General features: G+C 62.9%; 24 protein-coding genes and 1 tRNA gene. 7 read left to right on the forward strand and 18 right to left on the reverse strand.

Annotated elements, in window-relative coordinates; genetic code table 11:
- Positions 1-12: 12 nt before the first annotated feature.
- Together AC13GF_RS17725 and AC13GF_RS17730 are read left to right on the forward strand one after the other, a co-directional pair.
- Positions 13-423 (forward strand): MerR family transcriptional regulator, encoded by a 411-nt coding sequence (locus AC13GF_RS17725; protein WP_154264530.1) that lies wholly within the window; start codon positions 13-15, stop codon positions 421-423.
- 72 nt (positions 424-495) lie between these two features.
- Positions 496-951, forward strand: coding sequence for a tyrosine-type recombinase/integrase (locus AC13GF_RS17730; RefSeq protein ID WP_483005486.1), 456 nt, complete (start codon positions 496-498; stop codon positions 949-951).
- A 276-nt stretch (positions 952-1227) separates the two neighbouring features.
- Here AC13GF_RS17730 and AC13GF_RS17735 read toward each other — a convergent pair whose 3' ends face one another.
- From AC13GF_RS17735 to AC13GF_RS17755, 5 genes are all read right to left on the reverse strand, one after another.
- Positions 1228-1533, reverse strand: a complete 306-nt coding sequence (locus AC13GF_RS17735; protein ID WP_165711020.1) for a hypothetical protein — start codon at positions 1531-1533, stop codon at positions 1228-1230.
- A 158-nt stretch (positions 1534-1691) separates the two neighbouring features.
- Positions 1692-2792: a hypothetical protein gene (locus AC13GF_RS17740; RefSeq protein WP_483005487.1), complete on the reverse strand. Its 1101-nt coding sequence runs from the start codon at positions 2790-2792 to the stop codon at positions 1692-1694.
- 89 nt (positions 2793-2881) lie between these two features.
- Positions 2882-3313, reverse strand: a complete 432-nt coding sequence (locus AC13GF_RS17745) for a hypothetical protein (RefSeq protein ID WP_483005488.1) — start codon at positions 3311-3313, stop codon at positions 2882-2884.
- 378 nt (positions 3314-3691) lie between these two features.
- On the reverse strand, positions 3692-3982 hold the full coding sequence (locus AC13GF_RS17750) for a DUF5681 domain-containing protein (protein WP_483005489.1): 291 nt from the start codon (positions 3980-3982) through the stop codon (positions 3692-3694).
- 368 nt (positions 3983-4350) lie between these two features.
- Positions 4351-5034: a hypothetical protein gene (locus AC13GF_RS17755; protein WP_483005490.1), complete on the reverse strand. Its 684-nt coding sequence runs from the start codon at positions 5032-5034 to the stop codon at positions 4351-4353.
- A gap of 104 nt (positions 5035-5138) precedes the next feature.
- On the opposite strand from AC13GF_RS17755, the gene AC13GF_RS17760 reads away from it, so the two are divergent.
- Positions 5139-5318 (forward strand): hypothetical protein, encoded by a 180-nt coding sequence (locus AC13GF_RS17760; RefSeq protein ID WP_483005491.1) that lies wholly within the window; start codon positions 5139-5141, stop codon positions 5316-5318.
- Here AC13GF_RS17760 and AC13GF_RS17765 read toward each other — a convergent pair.
- From AC13GF_RS17765 to dtd, 13 genes are all read right to left on the reverse strand, one after another.
- Complete coding sequence (locus tag AC13GF_RS17765) at positions 5293-7668, reverse strand: hypothetical protein (protein ID WP_483005492.1); 2376 nt, start codon at positions 7666-7668, stop codon at positions 5293-5295. The genes AC13GF_RS17760 and AC13GF_RS17765 overlap by 26 nt on opposite strands.
- A 3-nt stretch (positions 7669-7671) precedes the next feature.
- Entirely contained in the window at positions 7672-9387 is a 1716-nt protein-coding gene (locus AC13GF_RS17770) for a lytic transglycosylase domain-containing protein (protein WP_483005493.1), read from the reverse strand.
- A gap of 192 nt (positions 9388-9579) precedes the next feature.
- Positions 9580-9951, reverse strand: coding sequence for a hypothetical protein (locus AC13GF_RS17775; protein ID WP_483005494.1), 372 nt, complete (start codon positions 9949-9951; stop codon positions 9580-9582).
- A gap of 669 nt (positions 9952-10620) precedes the next feature.
- Entirely contained in the window at positions 10621-11100 is a 480-nt protein-coding gene (locus AC13GF_RS17780; protein WP_429621564.1) for a hypothetical protein, read from the reverse strand.
- 31 nt (positions 11101-11131) lie between these two features.
- Positions 11132-11668, reverse strand: a complete 537-nt coding sequence (locus tag AC13GF_RS17785) for an HNH endonuclease signature motif containing protein (RefSeq protein ID WP_483005495.1) — start codon at positions 11666-11668, stop codon at positions 11132-11134.
- A 582-nt stretch (positions 11669-12250) separates the two neighbouring features.
- The gene (locus tag AC13GF_RS17790; protein WP_483005496.1) at positions 12251-13174 is read right to left on the reverse strand and encodes a hypothetical protein; all 924 of its coding nucleotides are present in this window, start codon (positions 13172-13174) and stop codon (positions 12251-12253) included.
- 230 nt (positions 13175-13404) lie between these two features.
- Positions 13405-14097 carry a hypothetical protein gene (locus tag AC13GF_RS17795; RefSeq protein ID WP_483005497.1) on the reverse strand — a complete coding sequence of 231 codons (693 nt, stop codon included), beginning with the start codon at positions 14095-14097 and terminating at the stop codon, positions 13405-13407.
- 410 nt (positions 14098-14507) lie between these two features.
- Positions 14508-15722, reverse strand: a complete 1215-nt coding sequence (locus AC13GF_RS17800) for a tyrosine-type recombinase/integrase (protein ID WP_483005498.1) — start codon at positions 15720-15722, stop codon at positions 14508-14510.
- Positions 15723-15898: 176 nt separating this feature from the next.
- Positions 15899-15974, reverse strand: a tRNA-Ile gene (locus AC13GF_RS17805).
- 44 nt (positions 15975-16018) lie between these two features.
- The gene (locus AC13GF_RS17810; protein WP_483005499.1) at positions 16019-16348 is read right to left on the reverse strand and encodes a hypothetical protein; all 330 of its coding nucleotides are present in this window, start codon (positions 16346-16348) and stop codon (positions 16019-16021) included.
- A gap of 485 nt (positions 16349-16833) precedes the next feature.
- Positions 16834-18234: a type II toxin-antitoxin system HipA family toxin YjjJ gene (yjjJ, locus tag AC13GF_RS17815; protein WP_483005500.1), complete on the reverse strand. Its 1401-nt coding sequence runs from the start codon at positions 18232-18234 to the stop codon at positions 16834-16836.
- A gap of 247 nt (positions 18235-18481) precedes the next feature.
- A complete protein-coding gene (rpoD, locus tag AC13GF_RS17820) occupies positions 18482-20335 on the reverse strand; it encodes an RNA polymerase sigma factor RpoD (RefSeq protein WP_188486216.1) in 1854 nt (617 codons plus the stop codon).
- Between the two features lie 90 nt (positions 20336-20425).
- A complete protein-coding gene (dtd, locus tag AC13GF_RS17825) occupies positions 20426-20866 on the reverse strand; it encodes a D-aminoacyl-tRNA deacylase (RefSeq protein WP_483005501.1) in 441 nt (146 codons plus the stop codon).
- 60 nt (positions 20867-20926) lie between these two features.
- Here dtd and AC13GF_RS17830 point away from each other — a divergent pair, with 60 nt between their 5' ends.
- The 4 genes from AC13GF_RS17830 (at position 20927) to AC13GF_RS17845 (ending at position 25180) form a co-directional block, all read left to right on the forward strand.
- Positions 20927-21847, forward strand: coding sequence for a lauroyl acyltransferase (locus AC13GF_RS17830; protein ID WP_483005502.1), 921 nt, complete (start codon positions 20927-20929; stop codon positions 21845-21847).
- 85 nt (positions 21848-21932) lie between these two features.
- The gene (gene ribA, locus AC13GF_RS17835; RefSeq protein WP_483005503.1) at positions 21933-23069 is read left to right on the forward strand and encodes a GTP cyclohydrolase II RibA; all 1137 of its coding nucleotides are present in this window, start codon (positions 21933-21935) and stop codon (positions 23067-23069) included.
- A 75-nt stretch (positions 23070-23144) separates the two neighbouring features.
- Entirely contained in the window at positions 23145-23645 is a 501-nt protein-coding gene (locus tag AC13GF_RS17840; RefSeq protein WP_483005504.1) for a PH domain-containing protein, read from the forward strand.
- Positions 23642-25180, forward strand: coding sequence for a PH domain-containing protein (locus AC13GF_RS17845; protein ID WP_483005505.1), 1539 nt, complete (start codon positions 23642-23644; stop codon positions 25178-25180). Before AC13GF_RS17840 ends, AC13GF_RS17845 begins: the two co-directional genes overlap by 4 nt.
- The last annotated feature ends 63 nt before the right edge of the window (positions 25181-25243 follow it).

Consider the following 25243-nt stretch of genomic DNA (forward strand, 5'->3'; position numbering starts at 1 on the left):
AAGGTCAAGCCCATGTCCACCCACCTCACCATCGGCCAGCTGGCTCGCGAGACCGGCACCAAAGCCGAAACCATCCGCTATTACGAGAAGATCGGCCTGCTGCAGCCGCCGCTGCGGTCGGAGGGCAACTATCGCTACTACGGCGCCCAGGACCAGAGGCGCCTGTCGTTCGTGCGCCGGGCCCGGGAACTGGGCTTCTCCATCGAACAGATCCGCGAGCTGATTGCCTTTGGTGAACAGCGAGAGCACGAGTGCAGTTCGGTGGACGATGTGGTGAAAGCACACATAGCGGACATCACGCGCCGGATCCAGGACCTGCAGGCGCTGCAGGGCGAGCTGGAGCGGATGATCGGCAATTGCCCGGGCGGCCGCGTGGCCGACTGCAGGGTGCTGGAAGCCCTTCAGCCGCAGCCTGCCGCTTGACCTTGTCGCCGCATCAAGGTTTACAACGCCGGGCTACTTCGCCACCGCGCGGCCTTGCCGCTCTGACGACCCATGACTCTCTTGCCCCATCCGCTTGCCCTGGCGCTGAGCGCCGCCCTGCTGTCCGCCGTTGCCCCGGCCAATGCACATGAACTGCCCGCCGCGCAGGACGACCACCACGATGAGGCCGTGGAGCTGGACGCGGTGGTGGTGCAGTCAACCCGGTCAGGGCGTCGCGTTTCCGATGAACCGATCCGGGTAGACGTCGTATCGCAGGAAGAGATCGAAGAGAAGCAGCTGATGTCGCCGGGCAACATCTCCATGCTTGTGGCCGAGACGGCGGGCGTGCGGGTGCAGCACGTCCGCTGGCACGATTTACGGCACACATGCGCCTCCTGGCTAGTCATGGCCGGCGTGCCCCTCCACACGGTGTCGGAGGTGCTTGGACACAGCTCTATGGCGATGACCCGGCGCTATGCTCACCTGTCGCCGGAACACCTGTCAGACGCTATCCGAAAGATGGCCTAGCGCATCGGGGATGGGGTGCAATTTCTGCACCCCGAGGCAGTGCGACCGCATCCGAAATCGATGCGAACGCATTGCGAACGCATCGCCCAAGCATGACGAACGCGCTGGAGAACGCGCGAGCCGCCGCTTGAGAACCTTTGGACAGTGTCACCGTGACGTCACGCGTTACGTCACGGTGGGGAACTGCGGCAGAAACGGTTCACGAAACGGTACGAGGGCCCTCGCCCAATGCAGGGTGTCGTGCCGCACCAACGAGACATCCTTCAGGCATGCGACCTAGCTGCAGAGCTCCTCGAGCGCCTCCTCAATGTCCGACACCCAATTTTCGATGTAGAAACGCCCGGACTGCCCATCTGCGCGGGTCAGCTCTTCGGAGCCATACGTTTTTAGCTTCCCGTAGACGACGTCGCCCTCATACAAGTAGACGCCAGAGTAGTGCTCTGTCGCGACGTACCAACCGTCCGACGTCTCAATTATGGCGTTTCCAGAACCACAAACGTCCTCTTTAACGACCACACCTTTGTCAGCGAGGGCGGGCATGGAAACACCGAACAGCAAAAAACCAAGCATCAGCTTAAGCATAGCTCCCCCTAGGCGAATGCGATGATGAGGCTCTTCTGCACCCTGTCACGCAGTGACGTCACGGCGACGCCGTAGAAATCGAATGGCCAACCGTTCTGAAACAACTGCGCAACTGTTTCGAGAGTGCCACCGCCCAACTACGGACACCCGTGCTCCACTCAAGGCGCAGCATCCTCGTCGCCATCTTGCAGCAACCACTTAACGTCCACGGATGGATCAGTTCGAAGAAGCGCCTTGAGCCTATGCTTCTCTTCAACTTTCCCATCCAAAGACGTCCGAACCTCGGTCTCCAAGAAAATGGAGTAGTTCGTCTGCCCCACGGACACGTCTTCGTCAGTCGGTATTGCGCTCGCGTCCACATCTCCCTTCAACGCCTCGCCGAGCTCTTCGTCTAAGAACTCAAATTTGTAATCAGAAGCGCTGAATGCGTTGAATGACCCCCTTCTCGACGACTTGGTGATGGCTGTGGCCTTGGGCGATAGTTTCGCTATTAGCCTCTTGGCCACAGCCGGGCTCAAGAAGGCGGAGTTACCCGCCGCCGACTGATTCAGTACATCGATGCCGGATCTGTCAACAACCTTGAGCAGGTCCGCGAAGCGGGCAAGGACCCGCTCGTTTGGGCGATAGCCCATGGGGGACGTTGACTCTCCCCACGAGGCCAGTTCCGCCAACGTTTCCGAGATCCGCTCGTAAAGCGCCCCGTCCTCCGGCTTCATGCCAATGAGCAAAGAACCACTTTTAGCCGTGTTGAACCCAATAGTCGAACGCTCCTCAAGGTCTGCTGACCACCTGCCTTTGGAGGTAGTCGAGTCGCCCTCAAGACTCTGTGCTATTGCGCTACAAAGCTTCTGGTAGCTCGATAGCACCGCTGACAACACCTTAAAGGACAACGGGGCAGGCCGCTGATCAACTCGGGCAAGCGCCAGTTGTGGCGAAGTGTGAGCCTGGAACCTCTCAAGGATCAGATTCCTAGCACCGATGGGCAGGTGCGCCGAGGGCTCTGGGAGGAAAACACGGTCCAGCTGACTTGCGTCCACATCAAAAGCTCGGACGAACTCAAAGTCGTCAGCCCCATCGTGAGGACAGTCGAGCGCGATAGCGTTAGGTTTCGCGAGTGCCGAGTAGGCCGTGCTGGCCCCGCTAGCTAATGCCCTCAGCTCTACTGAGGAAACCGGCGCGAAAACCCATCGTACCCACGCATCGTCAGCATCAGCTGCCACGCCCAGGTTCAGCACCCCGCTTACCGAGGCTAGAGCCATGTGCGGCCCGTTGAATTCGATAAGGACTTGCTCTAGCTGAAAAGCGACTGCCTGCGCGATCTGCGACTGACCAAGTGTCCAAAGAGGATTCACGTTAGCACCTCAAAAATCTCGTGTGCCGTCGAGAGAGTCGTAGGCGTAAGCCACATTGAATAGTGGCCGGGGCTGTACGTCTGTTTGATCACCCCATGAGACTCGTCGAGCGTCGCCTTTGCGATTGAATGGTTCCGAAGCAAAGGTCCGTTAGCGCGCCGCCCTTTAATTTCCTCGTAGGTCACCGCGCACGAAAGCGACGCCCTTATGCAAAGCGGGTGGCTCTTAAATTTTTTCAGCTCCAAAGCGCATCGAAAGTCAGCAGGCGTAGGCGGCGCCGTCGCGACGAGATAGTAAATGTCCCCGTCAATTTTGGATGCGTCGATGGGCGGGCACTCAGACGGAAAGTGTTCCGGCCACTCAGGCGCGCTCGGCGCCGCCACTTCTTCCTTGATCTCCATCTCCGCATCCTTTCCTTTGGTCCCCATGTCGCAATCCTGACCTGTTCAAAGTCCCAATGCAATTCGGGGGTTCAAGGAGGACTTCCGGGGGGGGGGGGGCGACGCTAATGCAGCGGGTAAATCTCTTGAATTGCATGGAACATGTCCACTTCAGCCACCCACCGGCCGTTGCTGAAACAACTAACCAGGCCACATTGGCAGTGTCCGCCCGTCCAAGCAGGGCACCGCCCGTCGTGCAGGTCGTAGGCCTTCCAAGGCTCGCCAATAGCCTCCCAGGCCACCTCTGCCCTGCCCTCGAAGTCCTCCGGCAGGCACTGCCGCTCAGCGGCAAACACCACGTAGGTCACACCATCCCAAGCCTCTTGGGATCTATCCGTTTCTACGGTAGAAATTGGCGTTTGATCATCAGCCACGGCCGCCCTCCGGCTCGGAGTCCGTCATAGCCACCAGTTGCACGGTGATGACCTGGACGGGCACCGAATCAGGGTCTACCCCAACAGACTGGACCGGCTTGCCGTAGCCCCGATCCAGCAGCGCTTCACTAGCCGCCTTGGCTAGGGCCGCGTTATCGCCCCGCATGATGGCCACGAGCTTCTCAATGGCCTCTTGGCCGTACTCACGCGCCAACTGACGCACCTCAAAGTCCACCTTGGGCCGGCCACTCGGGTTGCCCGATTGTCCTGGCTTGAATGCCATAGCTGTCACCTATTGTTTTCAGTTGTTACCAATGTGAGCCCATGCCTACGGAAGGCCTTGTCCGCAACATCCAAGCCCACCTCCTCGACATGTCGCCGGAGGAAGCTGGCGGCCATCTCGGTGATGTCCAAGCCCCCCAGGTAGACACGTTGCCCCGCATTGGCTCGGAGCATCACTGCAGTGATGCCCTTCACGGCTGCTGGGGATAGAGACGACGACATAGCTACTCCCTCAGTTCGGCGACCCACGCGGCATAGGAAATGCACTCATCGGGCGGCGAGTTCCTCTCTGGACCCACTACCCACCCGCTCAGTGTCTTGATGATCACGATCTCTTTCTGACTCAGCCAAGTCGGCATCAGCTTCTCCTCAGTTGATGTTCAAACCACGTCGATTGATCTTTTCCAGGAACGAACCACGCGCTCCACCAGGGCCCATGCCGCTGCTTGAGCTGTAGCTGCCTACCTGCGCGCCTCGGTTGGCTACTGCGCCGCCTCGGCCTGTGCCGCCATTCCCGGTTGCCATCGCGCCAGGCGACATGTTTCCGAAGTTCAGGTTCGACCCCTGATTGGCCGCAATGGACTGGCCCCACACGCTCTGTGGAGACCACTGGCCCACACTTGCCATGCCATTGCCTAACTGGTTGTTGCCGAAGCTGCCCATAGAGCCAGCTCCACCCGTGTAGCCGTACCAACTGCCGCCCGGACGCTGGGCGCCTAGGCCCAGGTTCTGCGTTGTCATTTGCGAAGGCGTGGGCGCCGTGAATGCTCGGCTCGGCGAGGGAGCACCCGGGATATCAACCTGCTCCATGACTGGGCCACCGATACCGTAGTCAGCCCCTCGGTTCACCCAGCCGGATAGCCCTCGGTCCACCAGCAAACCGGTTCCGGGAACAAACGCATTTGCGAGCCACTTGAGGCCGGTGGCGATGGCCGCCCTGCCGCCGTTGCCCATGTAGTTGCCACGTGCGTCAAAGACGTTTCCCGGCACCGCCCCGTTAACAAAGCGATTGCGCGCCCCTACGAAGAACGCCGGAACTCTTGAGCCTGCCATTACATACTCCTTGGGCGCCTGCCGGGCCCATTCATTTTCTTCTTAAGTGTTTGAGCAGCGGGGCCAGGTGTATCCTGACCCCACACCTCTCCGAAGGACGGGAAATGGACGCCTGGGAAAAGACGAGCTATCCCCTGCCGCAGCCGCTGGAAAGCGAACGCGTTTCTGATGGACGGAAGGGCGGCCTATACGGGATTGCCTTTGCCAGCTTGCTGATCGCAGTTCCCGTTCTACTGGCGGGCTTGGTAGTGCTCGCCTTTACGGGCTTCGCTGTGGCCTCGTAGCCTCAAGCCGATCTGCAAACGCATCCAGATCCGGGTTGTCTTCCCGCTCTGCAATTTCCCGCAGCAAACGCGCTTGCGGTATCAGCTCACCAATTGGCTTCTCGCCGTTCTGCGCAACCCAGCGGACGAAGCCAGGGCTGGTCATAAGGCGGGCCAATCCATTCAAGCCACCAGCCAGCGCCATCGAGCCTGAGACAATCCCCGCAGCCAGCAGCGGACTACCCGCCACCAATGCGCTACCGGCACTGCTCGCAGTACCAGCCGACTGAGTTATCAGGGAGATCAGGCGAGCGGATCCTGAGGGATTGCGGAACACCGAACTTCCCTGCCGAATCCGATCCGTCATCCTGGCGATCCTGTCCATGTCCTGCCGGAAGCCGAGGCCATGCCGGTCAAACAACACCCGCTTTGCCTCAGGGCTCATGTTCGCCCAGTTGGTGAGGAAGGTCTCCATACTGAAGACGTCACTGTCCGCATTCTGCTGACTGCCGGTGGCCCGACCCATGCGGCGAATGAAGGACGCCGATACTTCACGCTGGGCGTCCTTTGGCAACGACTGCATCACCGCTCGCAACGTGGTCGCACCCTCTCGGATGTTGCCAAACGCCGCCTGGTAAACAGCCTCCGGTCCGCCGCTCTTATCCACCACATGCGCCACGGCGTCGATTCGATTGCTACGCGCCGCGTAATAGGCATTTGCCCGACTCCAAGCCTGCCGCGCTTCGGGCGTCGTGGCGGCGGCCTCCATATCCTTCGTAAGCGCCCCATAGAGCGTCTTCCACTTGTCCCTGGGAACACTGTCAGCCAAGGAGTAGTTATCAAGCTCCCGCCCAACCAGCGTGCGAAGCTTGGTAAGCGCCTGATACGGCAGTTGGTTGTCGGCCATTCCAGATATGGCGGTCACAACCTGCTCGTCGATCTGCTGAGGCGTCAGAACGGGAAGCGAGCCACGCATCCCCAGTGACTGAAGGCGCGCGTTCTCCGCAGCTGCCCGCTGCGCCTGATCTTCAAGCTGCTGTTTCAGCTGCTCTGCTTGCCGCTGTACATCCGGGCGCTGCAGTGCTGCCTCCATCCCGCCGATATCCTCGTCCAATGCACCGCCGATCCCTCGAATGCGGGCATTCTGGAATAGGCGCGCAACGTTGGGGGCACCTTCGATGGAGGCGTTCAGATCGGCCAGCGCCCTCTGCGTGTTCTCCACAGGCACCCGTGCATCCGGTGCAATTTGCTTCGAGACTCGACCGTAAAGCTCCTCCGCCCTTTTGGCTGTCTTGGGGACGAAGGCGGCAGTGCTCTTGCCCTCAATTCCCTCTAGGATGGTACGTCCTGCCTGCTCCGGACTCATGGCTCGACCACGTGGAGAGAGTTCCGCCGCATAGTGACCAATCGCCGCGTTGGCGTTGTCAGCTTGGTTGCGCGCAAGACGCGCAATCGGACCAGAGCCGCCAGCAACGTTGCCCAACATGGTCTCTGTAGCCTGGGCAAATCGCCCGCCCGTTGCCTGGCCCACACTCGGTGAAGTCCCTGCTGCCGCGAAATCGGAAATCGCCCGTTCCACGTCCTTAGCGGTCACGCGCTCGCCCGAAGCATTGCGGCCCCTCAGCGCTCCACGGGTAGCATCCGCGACAGCCTGAGGGACGAAGCCGCTACGCATGCCAGGAAGCGCCGAGGCGACGCCTGGGGCGAAGCCACCAGCCAGTCCAGCGGCTACCTGTGCACCAGTATCACCACCCGCCTCACGAACAGCTGAGCTTGCACCTGTGCCTGCCACAGTGGCAGCGGTCTGCAGGACAGGATTTGCGGCAAAGAACTCGCCGGCAGTCTGGACAAGTCCTCTGCCACCGCTAGCCGCTGAGCCTGCACCCAAGGTGAGTGCGGTGCCAGTCAGCCCTTCGCCGATGTCTGAAACAATGCGCTGCGCCTTTGTCTGGGGCCGCTGCATGCCCAACTCATCCGCAATCTGCTCGCCGACCTGGCGATACGGGGCAGTCGGAACGAAGCTGTCCCGCCCCGTAGCGATGTCCTCTTCCGTAGGTCGGTGCAGGCGGCGCCGAATCGGGTCCACGACATAGTGATTGAAAGCGTCGCCGCCAACGGCACCGAGAAGGCCGCCAGCGCCTTGAAGGACTTGGCGCCCGCCATACTGGCCCAGCCACCGGCCTAGGGCGTTGCCTGGCAACTCGGCGGTGCTATCCCAGCTGGACGCTACCTCGCTGAAATCGGGTTTGGCGGCCTGTACGGCAGGGAGCGTCACGATCTCATCGGGCTGGTCGAACTGGTCAAAGACGTTCTGCCCGGTCGAAGAAGGACCCGATGGGGCATCAAACTGATCAAATGGATTTCTTTCCATTGGCTACCTCAGGTAGTCATCTGCGCTAACACCGTACTTCTGCTCGAAGGCGGCACGCATGTTGGGGTTCTTCCGAAGGAAATCCACCGCCGCTGGGGGAACTGCGGAGGCCCCACGTCTTGCTGCACCACCAGATGCAGTGGACCTACCCACTACACGCTCCGGCGCGTAGTTGTATTCCCGTGCCAAGCCCGAGTACTGCTCTCGATAGGCGTCGATCTGAGACTTTGCCTGGTCGTGCAGCCCCTTGGCGGAGTTAACAAAGCCAGTTCGCTGCTCAGGGTTCAGCCGCTGACCATCTCGGAGCCTGTTGTACTCGTTGCGGATGCGGTCCGGAACACCAGCAGCGTTCTGAGCATTCGCGAACTCGCCCTCACGAACCACCGAGGTGGGATCAAGCATGCGCATGTAAGAAAAGATCAAAGCTAGATCGTTCTGTGCAGACGGATTCTTCGCGGCCTGCGCGATCTGCTCGTAAGAGTTGACCACCGTCTGAGGGACCTTAGTCTGAGCGATGAACTCTTTCCGCAGCGCTTGCTCCGCCTGAGCTAGATCCCCCGGGGCAGGATTGTTCTTTCGGTCTGCGGGTCCGCCAGGGATAGCTTCTAGCTGCGAGCCATCGGCACTAAAGCGGTAGCCGGACGGAGATTGACGCTCCGCCTGACGAGCCGAACGATCGGGTCTGAAACCAACCTCCAGACCAGCAGTTCTCGTCGGCCTCACCTGGCCTGCCTGCGCAAGCACCTTCGGGACGTAGGCACGCGTCTCTGCCGGAGCCGATGCGAGCATGGCGTCCACGTTGCCACCTGCTGCGCGCAGGGCATTGTCGACGTTGCCCGGCCCCCAGTTGTAAGCGGCCAGAGCGGCACGCGGATCTGCGTACTGGCGAAGCATGGCCTGCAGGTAGTCCTTGCCGACACGCTCCTGCTCAGCTGCGGACTGATCGCGAGCCGGAGCAACGCCATACCCTGGATCTCGCAACGTGCCAGGCATCGTCTGCATGGTGCCTACCGCTCCCTTGCTCGACACGGCAGCCGGGTTGCCGCCTGACTCAACCTGCATCACCGCCTGCTCCAAGCCTGGAATGAGGTCGGAACCCAGCAGCCCCCCGCTGGGCATTTGCAGCCGCGCTGCATCCGGCGACAGAAGACCTGCACTCGGCAACTGCGGTGCAGCGGCTCCTGAGCCAAGCAGGCCTTCACTGATGATGTTGCCTTGGAGATCCCGGTACTCTTGGGTTTCGGTGTTGCGGATGACATCCAGCAACCCCTCTTTACCCGTCTTCGGGTCGCGATAGCCGATCTGGCCCGGCTCCCATTTCGCCTTCGGACTCACCTTCTGCCGGAACTCCTGGGCGCCAACGGGGTCGACACTTGCCCACTGACTCCACGAGCCCTCATTGAGCGATCCGTCAGGGTTAAGTACGCCTCGCTGAGCCTCTTCGATAGCCGCGTTCCGCAGCATGCCCTGCCGAGTCCGAGCGAGGATTTCGTCCTTGTAGCGGGCGTTCTCGGCATCGCTCACGCCTTGGTTCGCCGAGAGAAGTCCACCCTGGATGCCATTTGCCAATGCAGCGCCAAAGTTGCCTCCGGTCGGCCGGAGCATGGCAAGTCCAGCGGATAGCAGGCTCTGGCGAGCAACCGCACCCTGGTCCTTCTCGGACAGACCTTGCCATCTCGGCGTGACCCTGCCGAAGAAATTGTTAATGTAGGAGTTCATTTGCTTCCTGTGCTTCTAGGGCGTCTCATACGCCGGATGGGAATGGGCGGCGCCACCACTCGATGACGCCGCCCAGGAGCCCGCCCTTGGGTAGTAGAGCCCCTATTACTTATGGCGTTTGGCGGGTGTAAATCGCTCCCGGGCAAATGCGCGCGGGACAAGGAACCCAGAGGAAAGGGCTGGGTTTACTGGTTAGCCACTCGCCGTCACATTCAAGATTCTTCCCACGCCAACATCCCATCCTGTGCTCTCTCCGAGCTCCTCCAGCAGCGCATAGCTGGCCCGCTCGAGCCAATCCCAGAGAATGGCTTCGACGGTCGACACTTGCTTCCGATAGGTAGCCTCTCGAACTCTGGAACTGCGCGCGCCGTCCTTGTAGCTGCGCCCAACACCGAGAAGCTTGGCCGCCGCCGCCCTTGCCACTTCGGCTGTATGCCCCATTACGGTCAGATAGAGCTCAACCTTGGGCCATAGCTCCATCCTCTGTGCCGCGTAGATCATCAGCCATGCCTCAAGCGGGCCATCAAGCGACGCATCGGACAATGCCAGCAGCACTGGCTTCACCGGCCTCACAGTTGGGATGACCAACGCTCCCGCAAAACGGTGGTTCTCCCAGCGCCGCACGCGTCGAACACGCGTGGCGCACGCGTCCGCACGCATGTTCGCAACTTGATCGAAGTCCTCAGCTGCTTGCTGGTCTTCAGCTCTGAGGGAGCGTAGAGCGGCGGTCCGTGCCCGGGTACTTTTGGGCAGATATCCCCGAGCGTCCTGAACTACTCGCCCCCTGGTGTGAATGGCTAGCCCCGCTGGATCAACTGAGCCGTCTTCATCAGGCAGAACCTCCACCCATGTCGCTTGCGTTGGCAGCGACATGCATGGCCCGCACCCGAAAGCAGCGGCAAGTGCCTTGGAAGCTCGATCCACGTTAATCGATCCTTCCAGCCAGGGCTTTGACAGCCCTGGAATTTCCGGTGCTCGTACCTGCTTTAGGCTAGCTTTGAACTGTGCTCGACCGTTCAAGGGGCGCCCTCCCCAGAGCATGGCTTCAGAAGCACTGGAAGCAATGAAGAGCGCGCTCCGCTTGGTATATATCTAAAAGGGAGTACACATAGCGACCTCGAAGAGGTGTGGATAACCGCTCGACTGGCCCAGATAGCGACCTCATAGGTCTGTATGTGGGCTAACGCCTCCCGCAGTTGGCCCACATAGCGACCTAGTTGGCCCACATAGCGACTAGCCATCGCGCTGAGTCCTCCACAAGTGGGGCGCGACGGTCGTAGCTGGCTCGAGGTGCTTGGGAGACTCATCGACTGGGTAGTACGTCAGCGCGAATAGGCTGCACATGTTCTTGCCCCCCTTCCTCGTCTCGATGATCCAGCCGGCAACGAGAAGCTCGAGCTTCGCTGCTTGAACCGTCGCCTTGCTTCTCCATCCCCTCAGGGACAGCATCGACCACGGGATGCTTAAATCGCCGTTCTTGCCTGGTCGGTATTGGCGGGCCAGCTCCAGCAACAGCTTGACGGCATTACCAGACAGTTGACCAAACTCCGGCGAGTCGGAAATCCTGTGCTCAAGCATCAGGAATGGCGCGCCCTTCGACCGCCCCACGAGCTTCTGCCGTCGCCTTTCAGTGTTCTTCTTGGGGAGCGCCTGCCCATAGCGGGCGCCGCCCTCTGGAGACCGCTGCGCGCGGCCCTCACTTGTGCTGTGCATACACCCCCCAAGGGCATAGGTATGAGCCCGACTAGGGCTTCTTGCGACATGCCTTCGCGGCGCGCGAGCCAGGGAGGTGCGCCCAGGTCTGTCCGCTACGAACTTGGTTCACCGTGCGGAGAGATATCCCGAGCCGCTTGACCCATACCTTTGACGGAATGCTCTCTGCGCTATCGCGTATTGCGCTGACTTGGTCAGGCGTCAATTTGCAGTACGGTGATCTGCAGCCGTACATCGCCAAACTGTTCTTAGCCTGCCTAGCGCGGTTCTCCTGGGGGGTCACCAAATCTAGGTTGGACAGCGCGTTGTTACCCGCGTCGGAGTCGAGATGATCGATCTGCATGCCCTCAGGGATGGGCCCGTGAGCGGCTTCCCATACCAGACGGTGCGCGTACCAAGTCACGGGCGTACGGGCCTCTGATTGGCGCCGTATCACCCTGACGTAGGTGTCCGAAGCCTGGATCCCTACCTCTAATCCATCCGGGTCAAAGATCCTTCCGGTGGAAAGACTGACAAGGAGGCCAGATGACGCGTGTGGCACAAGCTGACCAATAGCCTGCTCCGTCATAGCTGCCCCTCCTCCCGGTCGTCTGGCTCAATCACCGGTTCCCTTGAGGCGCTCAATGTCTGCCAGGCGCGCTGAACGTCTTGCGGGACGTAGTACTCGACCACCTTGTACGATCCGTGGTCGTCCTCATGCGTGGCGGGGTAAGCCTCAATGAGCCCACGCTCTACCAGCTCCCTGACGGCGCGCCGCGTAGGGGCTGGACGAGCGCAGCCGGCCGTCCAACCGGCCGCATCCAGAAGAGCCGACTGCTCCCGGTTAAGGCAGGAAAAATTGAACCCGTTCACGCTGCGACCTCCGTAGAGGCCGCAGCGAGCCGTGCGGGTAGTGTGTAAAGGCTATCGAGGTAGACGAATCGACGTGTGCCGATGCTGACTGTCTCAAGCAGACCGGCCTTTGCCAGCTCATAAGCCTTGGAGCGGCCGATACCTACCTTCGCGCATTCCGGAATGAAGGGCCGGAAGTCCCGTTGTCCATATGTATCCATTGAGATCACCGTAAAGCCGCTTGGCGGCGGGCGACCTCAATCTATGTAAGCGCCTGATCTAAAAGGCATAACTATGGTGGCACTCGCTATAGTTGAATCTATTTCCTTGGCAGAACTTCTTCGCGGATCGCCTCCACATGCTTCCTAACAGTAAGCTCTGACGGCCCGCCAAACGCATCTGCCGCTGCGGTGATCTGAGCAACAGCCTTGTTGCTGCCGATGTCAATTTTTGCCTCGTGCGCCAGACCGGCAATGATCCTAAGTAGACCTGACTTTTCCCTTCTGCCGAGATCTTTTCGGGAGGGCACCTCACTCGTCAACGAGGCGACGAAAGCGGTCAACGCTTCGGGACGTACAACGATCGGGGCATCTGATGGCAATCCTGCGCTTGGAAAATAGTTTCTTCGATCGCCGTAGGGGTACTTCTCAGTCAATCCCTCTTCAAATCGCTCCAGAATCTTGGCATAACGTTCCCCGTCCGGGCTAACAACCACGGTGCCATCAAGGCAAACCAGAGTCACTTCTGGGCCACCCACGAGGCTCTGAAGAAGGTGAGCAATGTCCAAGGAAGCACCACCAAAATCTGGCAGATCCCAGATCCCGTCTATCGAAACGACCTCAGATTCCCATTCAATGACATGCTCCTTGGAGATGCGATCCCCCCGTATTGTCAGCGTTACGTCAGGCCTATCGCTAATCTCCCTATTCATCAACATCCACAGGTGCTGCTCTTCACGTGATCCGTCTTTAGGAAATGCGGCCATCTGCTTCTTCTGTTCGTCTGAAAGAGAAGCATCCAGTCCCGGGAAGATCATAATTTTTGCCATTTCAATGGGAACGCGCCTTCCCATGTGGACCCTGGCGTGATTCACGAAATTTGTTGAGAGCGTCAGGTGGCCATCCTGCGCGAGTCTTAGCAAGTCAACCACAGACACCGGCTCTTGAAGTGCCCCGCCAAGGTGGTCAGCAGCTTCCTCAAGCGTCAGCCACTTCTTTAGTTTAAAGATCTTGCTCGTGACCATGATCGATACCCTTGGTGTACTGATTGGTTTGGAGGCACAGCTGCATCAGAGCAACTGCCACCCCATGCCTCTGAAAGTCCGCGAAACGATTACTACACGCTATCTGAAGGGCGCCTCCAGCACAGCCACGCGGGTATCCCATAGCGCCTGTCCATCATAATTGGGACCATCGGATCGAGCGGCTACTGCTAGCGCTAGGCCGTCCAATCCCTCCGCCGCATTAATCTCCTTCAGCGGACTTCATCTTCTGAGCCATCAGTGCCTGACGCCCTCTCGCGTCTACTCGCTTCTAGCCGCCTCACGACCTGATCCACAAGCCCTCGTGCGATTCGCTTGGCCTGGGCGGAACTGAGGGCTGTGCCCTCGGATTTTGCCTTATCCAGCTGAGCCTGAGCGCCGTATTCGATGAGCCAGGCCCGGGCCTCCCGGTTACTCCTCTTGTTTGAGCGAGCTGCAGCCTTCGATTTGGCTTCCCTAGCCTTCGCTTCGGCTTCCGCAGCCTTCCGGGCAGCTTTGATCTCCCGTTCCTGGACCTTGGCCGCGCGCTTCAGTTCCCTTGCCGGGAAGCCTAGCGGCAGCATTTCATTGGTGTCATCGGTGGCTGAGGCATACCAATGGATTCCGCGACGGAAGTGATAGGAAGCTTCGCTGAAGATCCAGGGCGCAGCGCCGGGGTCTAGGTCTTCGAATACAGTCCAGCCGAGCTGTTGAGCCCGCAGGACGAGCCCTACGGCAGTCACATCCTCGTTGACCACCTTCCCGGTTTCATCGAAGTAGCACATGCGGAACCGGTCGTCCTGATGCCGCGCGAGCCAGTCCGCACCATACGGAGCCAGTGCGACAAGAGCACGAACGGAAATGCCCCTCGCGACGAGGCGGTCCATCGGGTCCATCGCGTCGAGTTGAAGGTCAGAGGTACCCATGGCACACCTCTCCCGTCGTTACACCGTGATTCGGTGCTACATGCGTGTCAGAGCGTGCCAGTAGCACGCCCATGACGAATAGGAGGCCGCAGGCCCAATAGAGGTTGGATTCCCCGTCAGTAGCCAGCCCGCGCAGGAGGCGGCGAAGCAGATAGTCTGCGTTCGTTTGTGCTCGGGTGCGTTCGGCCCGAGAGGCGGGGAAGGATCTGTAGCCTTTGGCCGCTGGGCTGCTGAGGGCGCTTCCGGCAATATGTGCCCGTTCACGCGCAAGTTCTATAATGCTGCGATCCATGATCGACTCCTAACAGTCGGTTGTGGTAGGCCGAGCCAGGGGTTCCAGCCCCTTTCTCGGCCGCTTTGTTTATGCGGTTCTACTGCCTTGATGGCCCTCCCTAAGGCCTCTGTGATGTTTAGGCGCGCTTGGCTTTGAAGGTCAGCACGTTCGGTTCTGCAACCCGCAGTTGGTCGAGGTAGTCGGACCAGGCCTGCATCATCTTCCGGCGTTCCGGCAGGTGGGTCGCCCGGTTGTAGGCCCGCCCAAGCGGATCCTTTACGGCATGCGCCAACTGATGTTCGATATAGTCCGGGCGATAGCCAAGCACCTCATCCAGCACCGTTCTTGCCATCGCTCGGAAGCCATGGCCAACCATCGTGTCTGAGTCGAAGCCAAGGTTTCGGAGCGCCGCGTTCATCGTGTTCTCGCTCATCGGCTTCAACGCGCTGCGGACGCCAGGGAAGACAAATTCGCTCCGCTTCGTATACGGGTAAAGCTCCCGCAGAACCGCAACGGCCTGATCGGACAGAGGGACGATGTGCGGCGTTTTGGTCTTGCTGGTGACGTAGCGCCACTCTGCTGCATCAAGGTCGATGTCAGCCCACTTCGCCTGCCTAAGCTCACCCGGGCGGACAAACACCATCGGGGCCAGCTTTAGCGCGGCCTGTGTGACCAGTGCCCCCTGGTAGCCCCACAGCGCACGCAGAAGGCCACCTATAACGGCAGGGTCGGTCACGCTGGCAAAGTGCTTGGTCTGAGGCTGCTCAAGCGCTCCTGTGAGGTCCTGAGCGGGATTCCGATCAGCACGACCTGTAGCGATGGCGTAGCGGAAGACCCGCCCAGCATGTGCCCGGGCGCGATGCGCGGTTTCTACAACACCGCGCTGTTCCAACTTCCGCAGCGCAGCCAGCAGTACGGGGGCGGTGATGTCCCCAATAGGCAAATCCGCCAGTCCAGCCAGATCCTTCCCGATCAGCCGACGCTCACGCACAACCGATCCAGGGGAAAGGCCCTCCTTCGTTCGCTTGGCGAGCAACTCCAAGCCGATGGCTCCGAAGGTGTTCGCGGCCCGTTCTCCTTGGACTGCCTTTTCAACCCTGGCCACTTGAGCGGGATTAGCCCCGCCGCGCAGGAGCGAGCGCAGACGTTCGCGTTCGACGCGGGCAGCCTGCAGCGACATCGACGGGTACTCATCGAGCGTGACGATGCTGGCCTTTCCCAGATAGCGGTAGCGGTAGCGCCACACCTTGGCTCCCGAGGGGCGCACTTCAATGCACAAGCCGTTGGCATCAGCCACACGGAAGGGGCTGGCCTTCGGCTTGAGCGAACGCAACTTGGTGTCGGTCAGCATGTGAGTCGAGCGCCTGTGAGTCGTCTAGGGGCGTCTAGCCCCCTGACACACAGCCTGACTCACTTTTTCGGTGGATGCAAGTGGATGCCGCTGGACGGCACTGGATGCCTCGCAGGGCATAAATCAAGCAACTCAAGGGTTTTGCGGACGCCTCTGGACTTCGCTGGACGTCAATGTGGTGGGCCCACCAGGATTCGAACCTGGAACCAAGGGATTATGAGTCCCCTGCTCTAACCGTTGAGCTATAGGCCCTGCGCAGCGCTACAGTGTAGTGGAGCGCGCCCCTGCCCGGCTACTCAGGCCTCAACGGCCAGTGCCTTGACCACCTGCTCCAACCTCACCTCGGCAATCTCCGCGACGTGCTGCATCTGCCACAGATGTGCCTGGAACAGCGCCACAGTCCTTCTCGCCCCCTCCAGTCCCGGCTGGTTGCTGCCGCCAAATCCCTCGACCAATCCCGGGCCAGACAGCGTCAGCAACGCATACGTCGTACGTCGGGCAAACCCCAGCCGATCCTCGCGCTCATCCTGCAGCACCTCATCCCAGTCCATCAACGGCACGAAGTCACAGTCGTCCACCAACTCCCTTTCATCGGAAGCTTCACCAGCTCTCACTTTCAACGCCATCTTCGCTCTCCTACGATTCGTCGAACCTCTTCCGCCTCCTGTTGAGAGAGGCGACCGGGCGCTTCAACACGGTCGTAGGGCCGCCCGCAGCTTTCCTCCTTGCGGAGTCTTGTATGGCTGCGCGCCACCCGGCCAGAAACCTTGGAGCTCACCGGGATGGCGAGTGATGCGGCTTGACCTTGGACTGCCTGCTGTTGGGTCAGACAGTCCGCCTACGAAGGTGTGTTGAGCACCTGCGAAGGACTGTGCAGAAAAGAAGGTAGAGGGCTCAATTGCTGACTGCGACACGCTCTGGAGTGCATGCAGCTTCCGGAAGAGCCAACGATTTGAATGGATTGGGAATTCGACTGAGTGAGCGCAGCGCGCAGGAAAATCCTGCGATCAGATGCCAACAATCCTCAAAGCCAAGTACGTCACAGGGCGCAGCGCCAAGGCACTAAGAGCGATTCAATCATTGGAAGCGAGGGGGTATGCGTCACTCGATATCACCCGAACCGCGCCCCCATCGCCCTGACCCGCCCGGCATTCTCCCTCGCCAGCGCGCGCAATCCGTCCGACCGCACCCGCGCATCGCCCGCAACGCGCTCCCAGAACTCACTGGCCAGCGGCGCCGCCCAGCGCAGATGCTCCAGCTCGCCGCTCTCACGCGGCGCCACAGCCTCCAGCACCACATCCTGCCGCAGCACACCCAACCGCGACGGTGCCAACGACATCGGCAACATGTCGTAGGCCGGCGCCAACGGCAGCGGGCCACGATCGACTAAATGGAAACCGATGTTGCCCTGGTGCATGTCGCCATTGCCGATCAACCGACCAAACGCATGCAGCCGCGCCATGGCCCGCACGGTCTCGGCAGACAGCCAGCCCAACGCCTGCAGCTGCGCCCCCGCCCGCGGCCATTCCAGCGTCGCTTCGCCGGTAAACGCTGCCGAGATCGACAGCAGCGAAACGAAGCCACGGCGACCGAGCGCATCGATGCTGCGGTCGAAGCGCGTCACTTCCAGGAAGGTATGCGTGGGCGTCTGCAGCAACTCACTACTGGCGGCATCCGCACCAGCGGCGCGCAGGGTTTCCAGTGCGAGGTGTTCGCACACCAGCAGGTCGGCCCAGCGCTGCGCGGCCTCGCCGCCATCGGGCTGGGCAAACTTCACGATCACTGCGTGGCGTCCGCCTTCGCTTTCCACAGTGGCAGTGAACTTGGGCTGCTCGCCCCCAGGCGATGAACCCACGTCTTCGCCGGCCAGCGCGGCGCGTGCGCGTTGCGGGTACTGCTGCGGCCGGTCGCGTGCAGCCACGCGATCAGGCGGTGCATCCAGCGCGGCCAGGGCCGCCTGCACGGCATCAGCGCCCAGCAGCAGGTCGCCGATCTCGGTTCCGCCGCCATGCACCAGCGCCACCAGCACGTCGTCGCGCTGCCAGCGGGTCAGATCCGAAGGCAGGCCCAAGCCGCGCGCACGGCCATGCGCAAAGCTGCGGCCGAGGAAGCCCTGCGGGCACAGGTCATCGAGATACCACGGCAGACCCGGGAAGAAGGCGGCGATGTCGCCGTCGGGCGCGCGCAGCAGGTTGGACCGGGCACGGCTGGCGTCCACGTGGAAGGTGTCGCCACTGAGCGCGATCAGCCGGCCCAGCTCTTCCAGCGTGGCGTCTTCGCGCAGGCGGTACAGCGGCCATTCGCTGCCCACGCGCGAGGGCTGGCGCAGCGCATAGGCGGTGGCGCGCGTCTGCCCCAGCCGCACGACCTGATCGCCACTGGCCGCGACCAGGCGGCTGAGGGTCATGCGGTTCACGCCCAGGCGCTCGGCCAACGCGGCCGCCGGCTGTGGGTGGCCGGGGGGAAGCTGGGCGATCAGGTCCTGGGGTCTCAGGAGCGCGTGGCGGGCCATGGGCGGGCCTTGGAGACGAATAGTGTTACGTATTTATCGCAAAAGATCTCGGACGGCAAGTCGAAATAAGCTTCAAACTCACTGTTTCTCAAGGATTTTTGTGAAGAATGCAGGGAGAGACATCAAGAATAGTGTTACGTAACAATTACGAATTCCTCATAAATTCCGCCGGGCACGGCCCGGCGCTACCCAAAGAAAAACCCCGCCGAAGCGGGGTTTCTCTCAACGCTTCAACAGCCGCTGGAAATCAATCGATATCCAGGAAGCTGCGCAGCTGCTCCGAGCGGCTCGGGTGACGCAGCTTGCGCAGAGCCTTCGCTTCGATCTGGCGGATGCGCTCGCGGGTCACGTCGAACTGCTTGCCGACCTCTTCCAGCGTGTGGTCGGTGTTCATGTCGATGCCGAAGCGCATGCGCAGCACCTTGGCTTCCCTCGGGGTGAGGCCGGCCAGCACGTCGCGCACGGTTTCAGACAGATTGATGTTGGTGGTGTTCTCGATCGGGGACTCCACGTTGGTGTCCTCGATGAAGTCGCCCAGATGGGAATCCTCGTCGTCGCCGATCGGGGTTTCCATCGAGATCGGCTCCTTGGCGATCTTCATCACCTTGCGGATCTTGTCTTCCGGCATGTCCATTTCCTTGGCCAGCTCCTCCGGCGTAGCCTCGCGGCCGTACTGCTGGAGCATCTGGCGGGAAATGCGGTTCAACTTGTTGATCGTCTCGATCATGTGCACCGGAATACGGATGGTGCGCGCCTGGTCGGCAATCGAGCGGGTGATCGCCTGGCGGATCCACCAGGTGGCGTAGGTCGAGAACTTGTAACCGCGGCGGTACTCGAACTTGTCCACGGCCTTCATCAGGCCGATGTTGCCTTCCTGGATCAGGTCGAGGAACTGCAGGCCGCGGTTGGTGTACTTCTTGGCGATCGAGATCACCAGGCGCAGGTTGGCCTCGACCATTTCCTTCTTGGCCTTGCGCGCCTTGGCTTCACCGTAGGCCATGGCACGGCTGATTTCCTTCAGCTCTTCCAGGTCCAGCTGGGTCAGCTTCTCGATGTCGATCGTCGCCTGCTGTTCGGCGATGATCTGGTCCTTCACTTCGCGCAGGGCCGACGACCACTTCTGCTTGCGCTTCAGTGCGTCTTCCACCCACTCCAGGTTGGTCTGGTTGCCTTCCCAGGAGCGGATGAAGTCCTTGCGCGGCATGCGGGCGGTGACGGTCGCCAGGTTCAGCACGCGGCGCTCATGGGCCTTGATCGACGCCATGGTGTCGCGCAGCTGCTTGGTCAGCACATCGGTCAGCGGCAGCGGCAGCTTCAGGGTGACGAATACGGCCGACATCTCTTCGCGCAGGCGCGGCAGGTTCTTCTTGTCGCCCTTGGTCGCCGCCTTCTTGAAGGCATTGAAGGCATCGCTCAGCGCCTGCATGCGCGCAGCGACTTCCTCCGGGTCCGGACCGGTCGGTGCGGCTTCTTCCTCGCCACCCTCGACATCATCGTCCTCGTCCTCGTCGCCATCGGCGTCGGCATCGTCGCTGTCATCAGTGGCAGCTGCGGCAGGCGCAGGCACTTCGTCGGCCAGGTCGTTGAAGCCGACGATCACTTCGGCCAGGCGCTTCTTGCCTTCCTTGTGGGCTTCGTAGTCGGTCAGCAGCGACTCGACCGAGACCGGGAACTGGCCCAAGGCGGCCTGGACCTGCGAAAGGCCTTCCTCGATGCGCTTGGCGATGGCGATTTCGCCTTCGCGGGTCAGCAGCTCGACGGTGCCCATTTCGCGCATGTACATGCGCACCGGGTCGGTGGTACGGCCACCTTCGGTGTCGAGCGCGCTCAGCGCGGCGGCGGCTTCTTCGGCCGCGGTGTCATCGACTTCGCGGTTACCGGTGTTGCCGTCGTTGAGAAGCAGGGTTTCCACATCCGGCGCAACTTCATGGACATCAATGCCCATGCCGTTGATCATGCCGATGATGTCTTCGATCTGTTCCGGGTCGACCATGTCGTCCGGCAGATGGTCATTGACTTCGGCGTAGGTCAGGTAGCCCTGTTCCAGGCCCTTGCTGATCAGTTGCTTGATTTCGGATTGGGCAGGACGTTCGTTGGCCATGTAGTGCTCGCGCCACCGGCTAGGGAGAAATAGGGAACGTAGCATTATACCAGCCCGGGGCCCCGCCTGCCGGGCGGTGGTCCCGGCGGCCTAGGGCCTGAGAAGGAAGGTCACGGGACCGTCATTGACCAGGCTGACGACCATATGGGCACCAAATCGGCCCGTTTCCACCCCTGGCGCGTGATTTTCACGACAGATCTCGACAAATCGATTGAACCCGCGTTCAGCCTCGTCTGGCGGCGCGGCGCTGGTGAAGCTGGGCCGCATGCCCGAACGGGTGTCGGCGACCAGGGTGAACTGGCTGACCAGCAGCAGGCCGCCGCCGGTGTCGCGCAGCGACCGGTTCATCTTCCCGGCCTCGTCGGCGAACACCCGGTAGCCCAGCAGTCGCTCGGCCATGCGCCGCAGCTGGGCCTCGGTATCGCCCGGCTCCATGCCCACCAGCGCCAGCAGGCCCGGGCCGATCTGGCCGACGGCTTCATCAGCGACGTGGACGGCAGCCTGGCTGACACGCTGGATCAGGACGAGCATCGTGGGCTCCAATGAACGGGGCCGGCCACGATAGCAGCGCCCTTGGCTAAACTGGCGCCGATGAATCCGCAACGCAAAGCCCGGCTGGTCTACCGCGCCACCACCCTGTTCGCCCGCCTGCCCTGGCCGCTGCTGCGGGGAATCGCCCGTGCCCTGTCCTGGACCTGGATCAGTCTCAACGCCCGTGAGAGCCGCGTCACCCGGCGCAACTTGGAGCTGGCCTATCCGCACCTGGACGGCGCCGCGCGTGACCGCCTGCACCGGGAGCTGCTGCGCTCCACCGCCCTGCAGGCCATCGAGACCCTGCGACTGTGGAGCCAGGCGCCGGCCGACAACCTGCGCCTGCACCTGAAGCAGCGCCACGGCGAGGCCCTGTACGACGCGGCGCTGGCCAGCGGAAAGGGCGTGATCGTGGCGGCGCCGCACTTCGGCAACTGGGAGCTGCTGAACCAGTGGCTGGCCTCGCGCGGGCAGATCGCCATCGTCTACAAGCCACCGGAGGACGAGGCCAGCGATGCCTTCCTGCAGCTGGTGCGGGGCGGCCAGAACGTACAGCAGGTGCGTGCCGAGGGCCCCGCCGTGCGCCAGCTGTTCAAGGTGCTCAAGGACGGCGGTGCCACCGGCATCCTGCCCGACCAGCAGCCCAAGGCCGGCGACGGCGTGTTCGTGCCGTTCTTCGGCGTGCAGGCGCTGACCATGACCCTGGTCAACCGGCTGGCCGAGCGCACCGGCGCCACCGTGCTCTATGGCTGGTGCGAGCGCATCGGGCCGGACATGGAATTCGCCCTGCACATCGAGCCGACCGACCCCGCCGTGGCCGACCCGGACCCGCAGGTGGCCGCCACCGCGCTCAATGCCGGCATCGAGCGCATCGCCCGTCGCGACCCGGCGCAGTACCAGTGGACCTACAAGCGCTATACGCTGCGGCCACCGGGCAGCGGCGAGGAAGACCCCTACGCGACCGAAGAGCATCCCCACTGACGGCCGCTCCGCTCAGGCCGCCGGCCCCTGCGACCGACCGCCGCACCACGTTGAATACGACGCCGGCGCCCCCATAGAGACTGCGATGTCCGCCTCCCCCGGTCCTGCCATGTCTGCTGCTTCTTCCCTGTTCGGCGATCCGGCCGCGATCCGCTGCGAGCGCGCGGTGGCCGAACTGCGTGCCGGTCGCCCGGTGCTGCTCCACGATGGCCAGGGCCAGCGCCTGGCGGTGATCGCGCTGGACAGCGCCACGGCCAGCAGCTTCGCCGCCTTCGCCACTGCCGCCCGCGAGCGCCATTACCTGTTCCTGACCGCCACCCGCGCCCGCGTGCTCGGCGTGGAGGCCCCGCAAGGTGCGCGCCTGCCATTGGCCGGTGTTGCCTTCGATGCCCTGCCCTCGCTGGGCTACCTGCGCGAACCGGGCCCGATGCCGGACGGCTGGAGCGCCGGTGACGCCTTCGATGCCGGCGCGGTGGAACTGGCCCGCCTCGGCCTGTTGCTGCCGGCCATGGTGGCGGTGCGCCTGGACGCCGAAGACCGCACCTTCGAGGGCGCGGCCGAGGTGGCGCTGTGCGACCTCGCCGAGGGCGCAGCACATGCCGCGCATGATTACGAACTGGTGGCGCGTTCGCCGGTACCGCTGCGCGATGTCGGCATGACCACGTTCGCGGTGTTCCGTGGCGGCGTCGCCCAGCGTGACCAGGTCGCGATCATCGTCGGCGAACCGGACCTGTCGGCGGTGGTGCCGGTGCGCGTGCACTCCTCGTGCCTGACCGGTGACCTGTTCGGCTCGCTCAAGTGCGACTGCGGCGATCAACTGCGACGTGGCCTGCGCAAGCTGAAGGAACTGGGCGGTGGCGTGCTGCTGTACCTGGACCAGGAAGGCCGTGGCACCGGCATTGCCGCCAAGATGCGCGCCTACGGCTACCAGCACGACGGCCTGGACACCATCGACGCCGACGCACAGCTGGGCTTCGGCGCCGACGAACGGCGCTACGGCAGCGCGGTGGCCATGCTGCGGGGCCTGGGCATTTCGCGCGTGGCCCTGCTCAGCAACAACCCGACCAAGGCGCAGCGCCTGCGCAATGCCGGCATCGAAGTGCTGGACTGCATTCCGGTCACCGGCGAGATCACCGCCGAGAACGAACACTACCTGCGTACCAAGGCCGATCGTGCCGGCCACATGCTGGATGTGGACGCGCTGATCCAGGCTGCCCAGTAACGCAGCTGACCTGCTACCGTCTGCGCGGTGCGGCCACGGCCGCCACCGCCCGCCCTGCCACCTGACGGAGCCCGCGTGACCGACGTTCCCCTTACTGCTCCGCCCACCGATGCCTGGCAGTCGCTGCCGCGCCGCGCCGCGCGGCTGGCCGCACTGGAAGGCGCCTTCGGCGGCCTGTTTGTGCCGGGCCTGCCGCTGGCCGCTGCATGGTGGTTCTTCGATCTGCCCGGCGGAGTGTGGATCGCAGCCCTCGGGCTGCTGGTGGGGGCTGCATGTGGCGCATGGCTCGGCCACCGCCGCCTGGTCCGCACCCGTTGGCGGCTGGACGCACAGGGCCTGGGCCTGCGCCGTGACCTGATGTGGCAGCTGGAAACACGCATTCCCCTGTCGCGCGTGCAGCACCTGGACCTGCGCCGCGGACCACTGGAACGCCGCGCCGGGCTGGCCACGCTGATCGTGCACACCGCCGGCACCCGCATGAGCGCAGTGACCGTGAGCGGCCTGGACGAGGCGGACGCCGAGCGCCTGCGCGATACCCTGTCCCACCAGCTCGACCAGGACGCCGACGCCCTGTGAGCCTGCCACCGCCTCTGCCTGCAGCGCTGCCCGCCGGTGGCGAGGACCACCGCCTGCATCCGTGGTCGTGGCTGTTCGTACTGTTGATGCAGTTGCGCCATTACTTCCTGCCGCTGGTCGCGCTGCTGGTGTTCGGCCAGCGGGGCGACCGCGACCCGATGTGGGCGCAGCTGATACCGCTGACGGCGATTGCCGCACTGGTACTGGTGTCGGTGCTGCAGTACCTCAGCTACCGCTACCGTATCGGCAGTGATGCGATCACCGTGCGCAGCGGCCTGCTCGCGCGCAACCGGCGCGAGATTCCATTCGCGCGCATCCACAACGTGGAGGTCCGGCAGAACCCGCTGCACCGCCTGTTCGGTGTGGCCGAGCTGCGCCTGGAATCGGCCGGTGGCGTGCGCCCGGAAGCGGAAATGCGGGTGCTGAAGCTGGACCAGGCGCTGGCGCTGGAACGGCTGGTCCGCCAGCGCGGGCAGGCGCCGCAGGCCACCGACGTGGTCGCCGCCCCCTCGATCACCGAGGCCGACACCGAACAGGTGCTGCTGCGCCTGTCGAGCTGGGACGTGGTGCGCATGGGCCTGCTCTCCAACCGTGGCTGGGCGCTGGCGATCGCCGCCTTCGGTGTGCTGTTCCAGACCGTGCCGCGACCGGTGATGGACGATGCCATCCAGCGTGGCGGCCGGGAAGCCTTCGGCTATGCAAGCCACCTGCATCCCGGCGTGGCCGGCGCCTTCCTGCTGCTGGCCGCAGCCTTGCTGTTGGGCTGGCTGGCGCTGCGTGCGCTGTCGGTGGTGCTGACCCTGCTGCGCTACCACGGCTTCACGCTCAGCGAGCAGGACCGCCGCCTGACCGTCTCGGCCGGCCTGCTCAGCCGCACCCGCAGCAGTGTCGCGCGTCGCCGCATCCAGGCCTGGACCCTGCGCGAAACCACCCTACATCGCTGGTTCGGGCTGCGCCAGCTGCGCATCGACAGCGCCGCCGGTGGCCCTGCGCGCGATGAGGACCGCGCCCTGCGTGAACTCGCGCCACTGGCGTCGAGCGAGCGCTGCACGCAGCTGGTGCAGCATCTATTGCCTCAACTGCAATGGCCGCCGGCACAGTGGCAGTCTATTCCGCAGCGCGGCTGGTGGCGGCTGTGCCTGGGTGCGCTGGTGCTGGTGCCGCTACTGGCTGCGGCCGCGTACTGGCGGTGGGGGCCTTGGGGCCTGCTGGTGCTGGCATGGCTGCCCGTGGCGCTGCTGGTCGCGCACCGGCAGATGGCGCGCATGGGCTGGTACCTGGACGAGCACTATGTGGCGGTGCGCGGCGGCTGGTGGAAGCGCTGGTGGCGCTGGGCCGAGCTGGACAAGGTGCAGGGCCTGCGCCTGCAGCGCTCGCCGCTGGACAGGCTGCTGGGCACCAGCAGCCTGCAGCTGGATACCGCCGGCGCGCATGGCGATGTGGCGTTGACCCTGCACCATCTGCCGCAGGCACAGGCGCAACAGGTGATGGATCAGCTGGCGGCGGCGCTGGCGCGGCGCAAGCTGCGCTGGTAAGCACTACCGCGGGCGGAGCCGCGCATCCACGCATGGCGTGGATCCACTGTAGAGCCGAGCCGA

This window comes from Stenotrophomonas sp. 22LJNL06-5-1, from assembly GCF_056861455.1.

What these genes read in the sequence shown, in the direction of transcription:
- AC13GF_RS17725 (WP_154264530.1), top strand. Translation starts at nt 13, where the DNA reads ATGTCCACCCACCTCACCATCGGCCAGCTGGCTCGCGAGACCGGCACC.
- AC13GF_RS17730 (WP_483005486.1), top strand. Translation starts at nt 496, where the DNA reads ATGACTCTCTTGCCCCATCCGCTTGCCCTGGCGCTGAGCGCCGCCCTG.
- AC13GF_RS17735 (WP_165711020.1), bottom strand. Translation starts at nt 1,533, where the DNA reads ATGCTTAAGCTGATGCTTGGTTTTTTGCTGTTCGGTGTTTCCATGCCC.
- AC13GF_RS17740 (WP_483005487.1), bottom strand. Translation starts at nt 2,792, where the DNA reads ATGGCTCTAGCCTCGGTAAGCGGGGTGCTGAACCTGGGCGTGGCAGCT.
- AC13GF_RS17745 (WP_483005488.1), bottom strand. Translation starts at nt 3,313, where the DNA reads ATGGGGACCAAAGGAAAGGATGCGGAGATGGAGATCAAGGAAGAAGTG.
- AC13GF_RS17750 (WP_483005489.1), bottom strand. Translation starts at nt 3,982, where the DNA reads ATGGCATTCAAGCCAGGACAATCGGGCAACCCGAGTGGCCGGCCCAAG.
- AC13GF_RS17755 (WP_483005490.1), bottom strand. Translation starts at nt 5,034, where the DNA reads ATGGCAGGCTCAAGAGTTCCGGCGTTCTTCGTAGGGGCGCGCAATCGC.
- AC13GF_RS17760 (WP_483005491.1), top strand. Translation starts at nt 5,139, where the DNA reads ATGGACGCCTGGGAAAAGACGAGCTATCCCCTGCCGCAGCCGCTGGAA.
- AC13GF_RS17765 (WP_483005492.1), bottom strand. Translation starts at nt 7,668, where the DNA reads ATGGAAAGAAATCCATTTGATCAGTTTGATGCCCCATCGGGTCCTTCT.
- AC13GF_RS17770 (WP_483005493.1), bottom strand. Translation starts at nt 9,387, where the DNA reads ATGAACTCCTACATTAACAATTTCTTCGGCAGGGTCACGCCGAGATGG.
- AC13GF_RS17780 (WP_429621564.1), bottom strand. Translation starts at nt 11,100, where the DNA reads ATGCACAGCACAAGTGAGGGCCGCGCGCAGCGGTCTCCAGAGGGCGGC.
- AC13GF_RS17785 (WP_483005495.1), bottom strand. Translation starts at nt 11,668, where the DNA reads ATGACGGAGCAGGCTATTGGTCAGCTTGTGCCACACGCGTCATCTGGC.
- AC13GF_RS17790 (WP_483005496.1), bottom strand. Translation starts at nt 13,174, where the DNA reads ATGGTCACGAGCAAGATCTTTAAACTAAAGAAGTGGCTGACGCTTGAG.
- AC13GF_RS17795 (WP_483005497.1), bottom strand. Translation starts at nt 14,097, where the DNA reads ATGGGTACCTCTGACCTTCAACTCGACGCGATGGACCCGATGGACCGC.
- AC13GF_RS17800 (WP_483005498.1), bottom strand. Translation starts at nt 15,722, where the DNA reads ATGCTGACCGACACCAAGTTGCGTTCGCTCAAGCCGAAGGCCAGCCCC.
- AC13GF_RS17810 (WP_483005499.1), bottom strand. Translation starts at nt 16,348, where the DNA reads ATGGCGTTGAAAGTGAGAGCTGGTGAAGCTTCCGATGAAAGGGAGTTG.
- yjjJ (WP_483005500.1), bottom strand. Translation starts at nt 18,234, where the DNA reads ATGGCCCGCCACGCGCTCCTGAGACCCCAGGACCTGATCGCCCAGCTT.
- rpoD (WP_188486216.1), bottom strand. Translation starts at nt 20,335, where the DNA reads ATGGCCAACGAACGTCCTGCCCAATCCGAAATCAAGCAACTGATCAGC.
- dtd (WP_483005501.1), bottom strand. Translation starts at nt 20,866, where the DNA reads ATGCTCGTCCTGATCCAGCGTGTCAGCCAGGCTGCCGTCCACGTCGCT.
- AC13GF_RS17830 (WP_483005502.1), top strand. Translation starts at nt 20,927, where the DNA reads ATGAATCCGCAACGCAAAGCCCGGCTGGTCTACCGCGCCACCACCCTG.
- ribA (WP_483005503.1), top strand. Translation starts at nt 21,933, where the DNA reads ATGTCCGCCTCCCCCGGTCCTGCCATGTCTGCTGCTTCTTCCCTGTTC.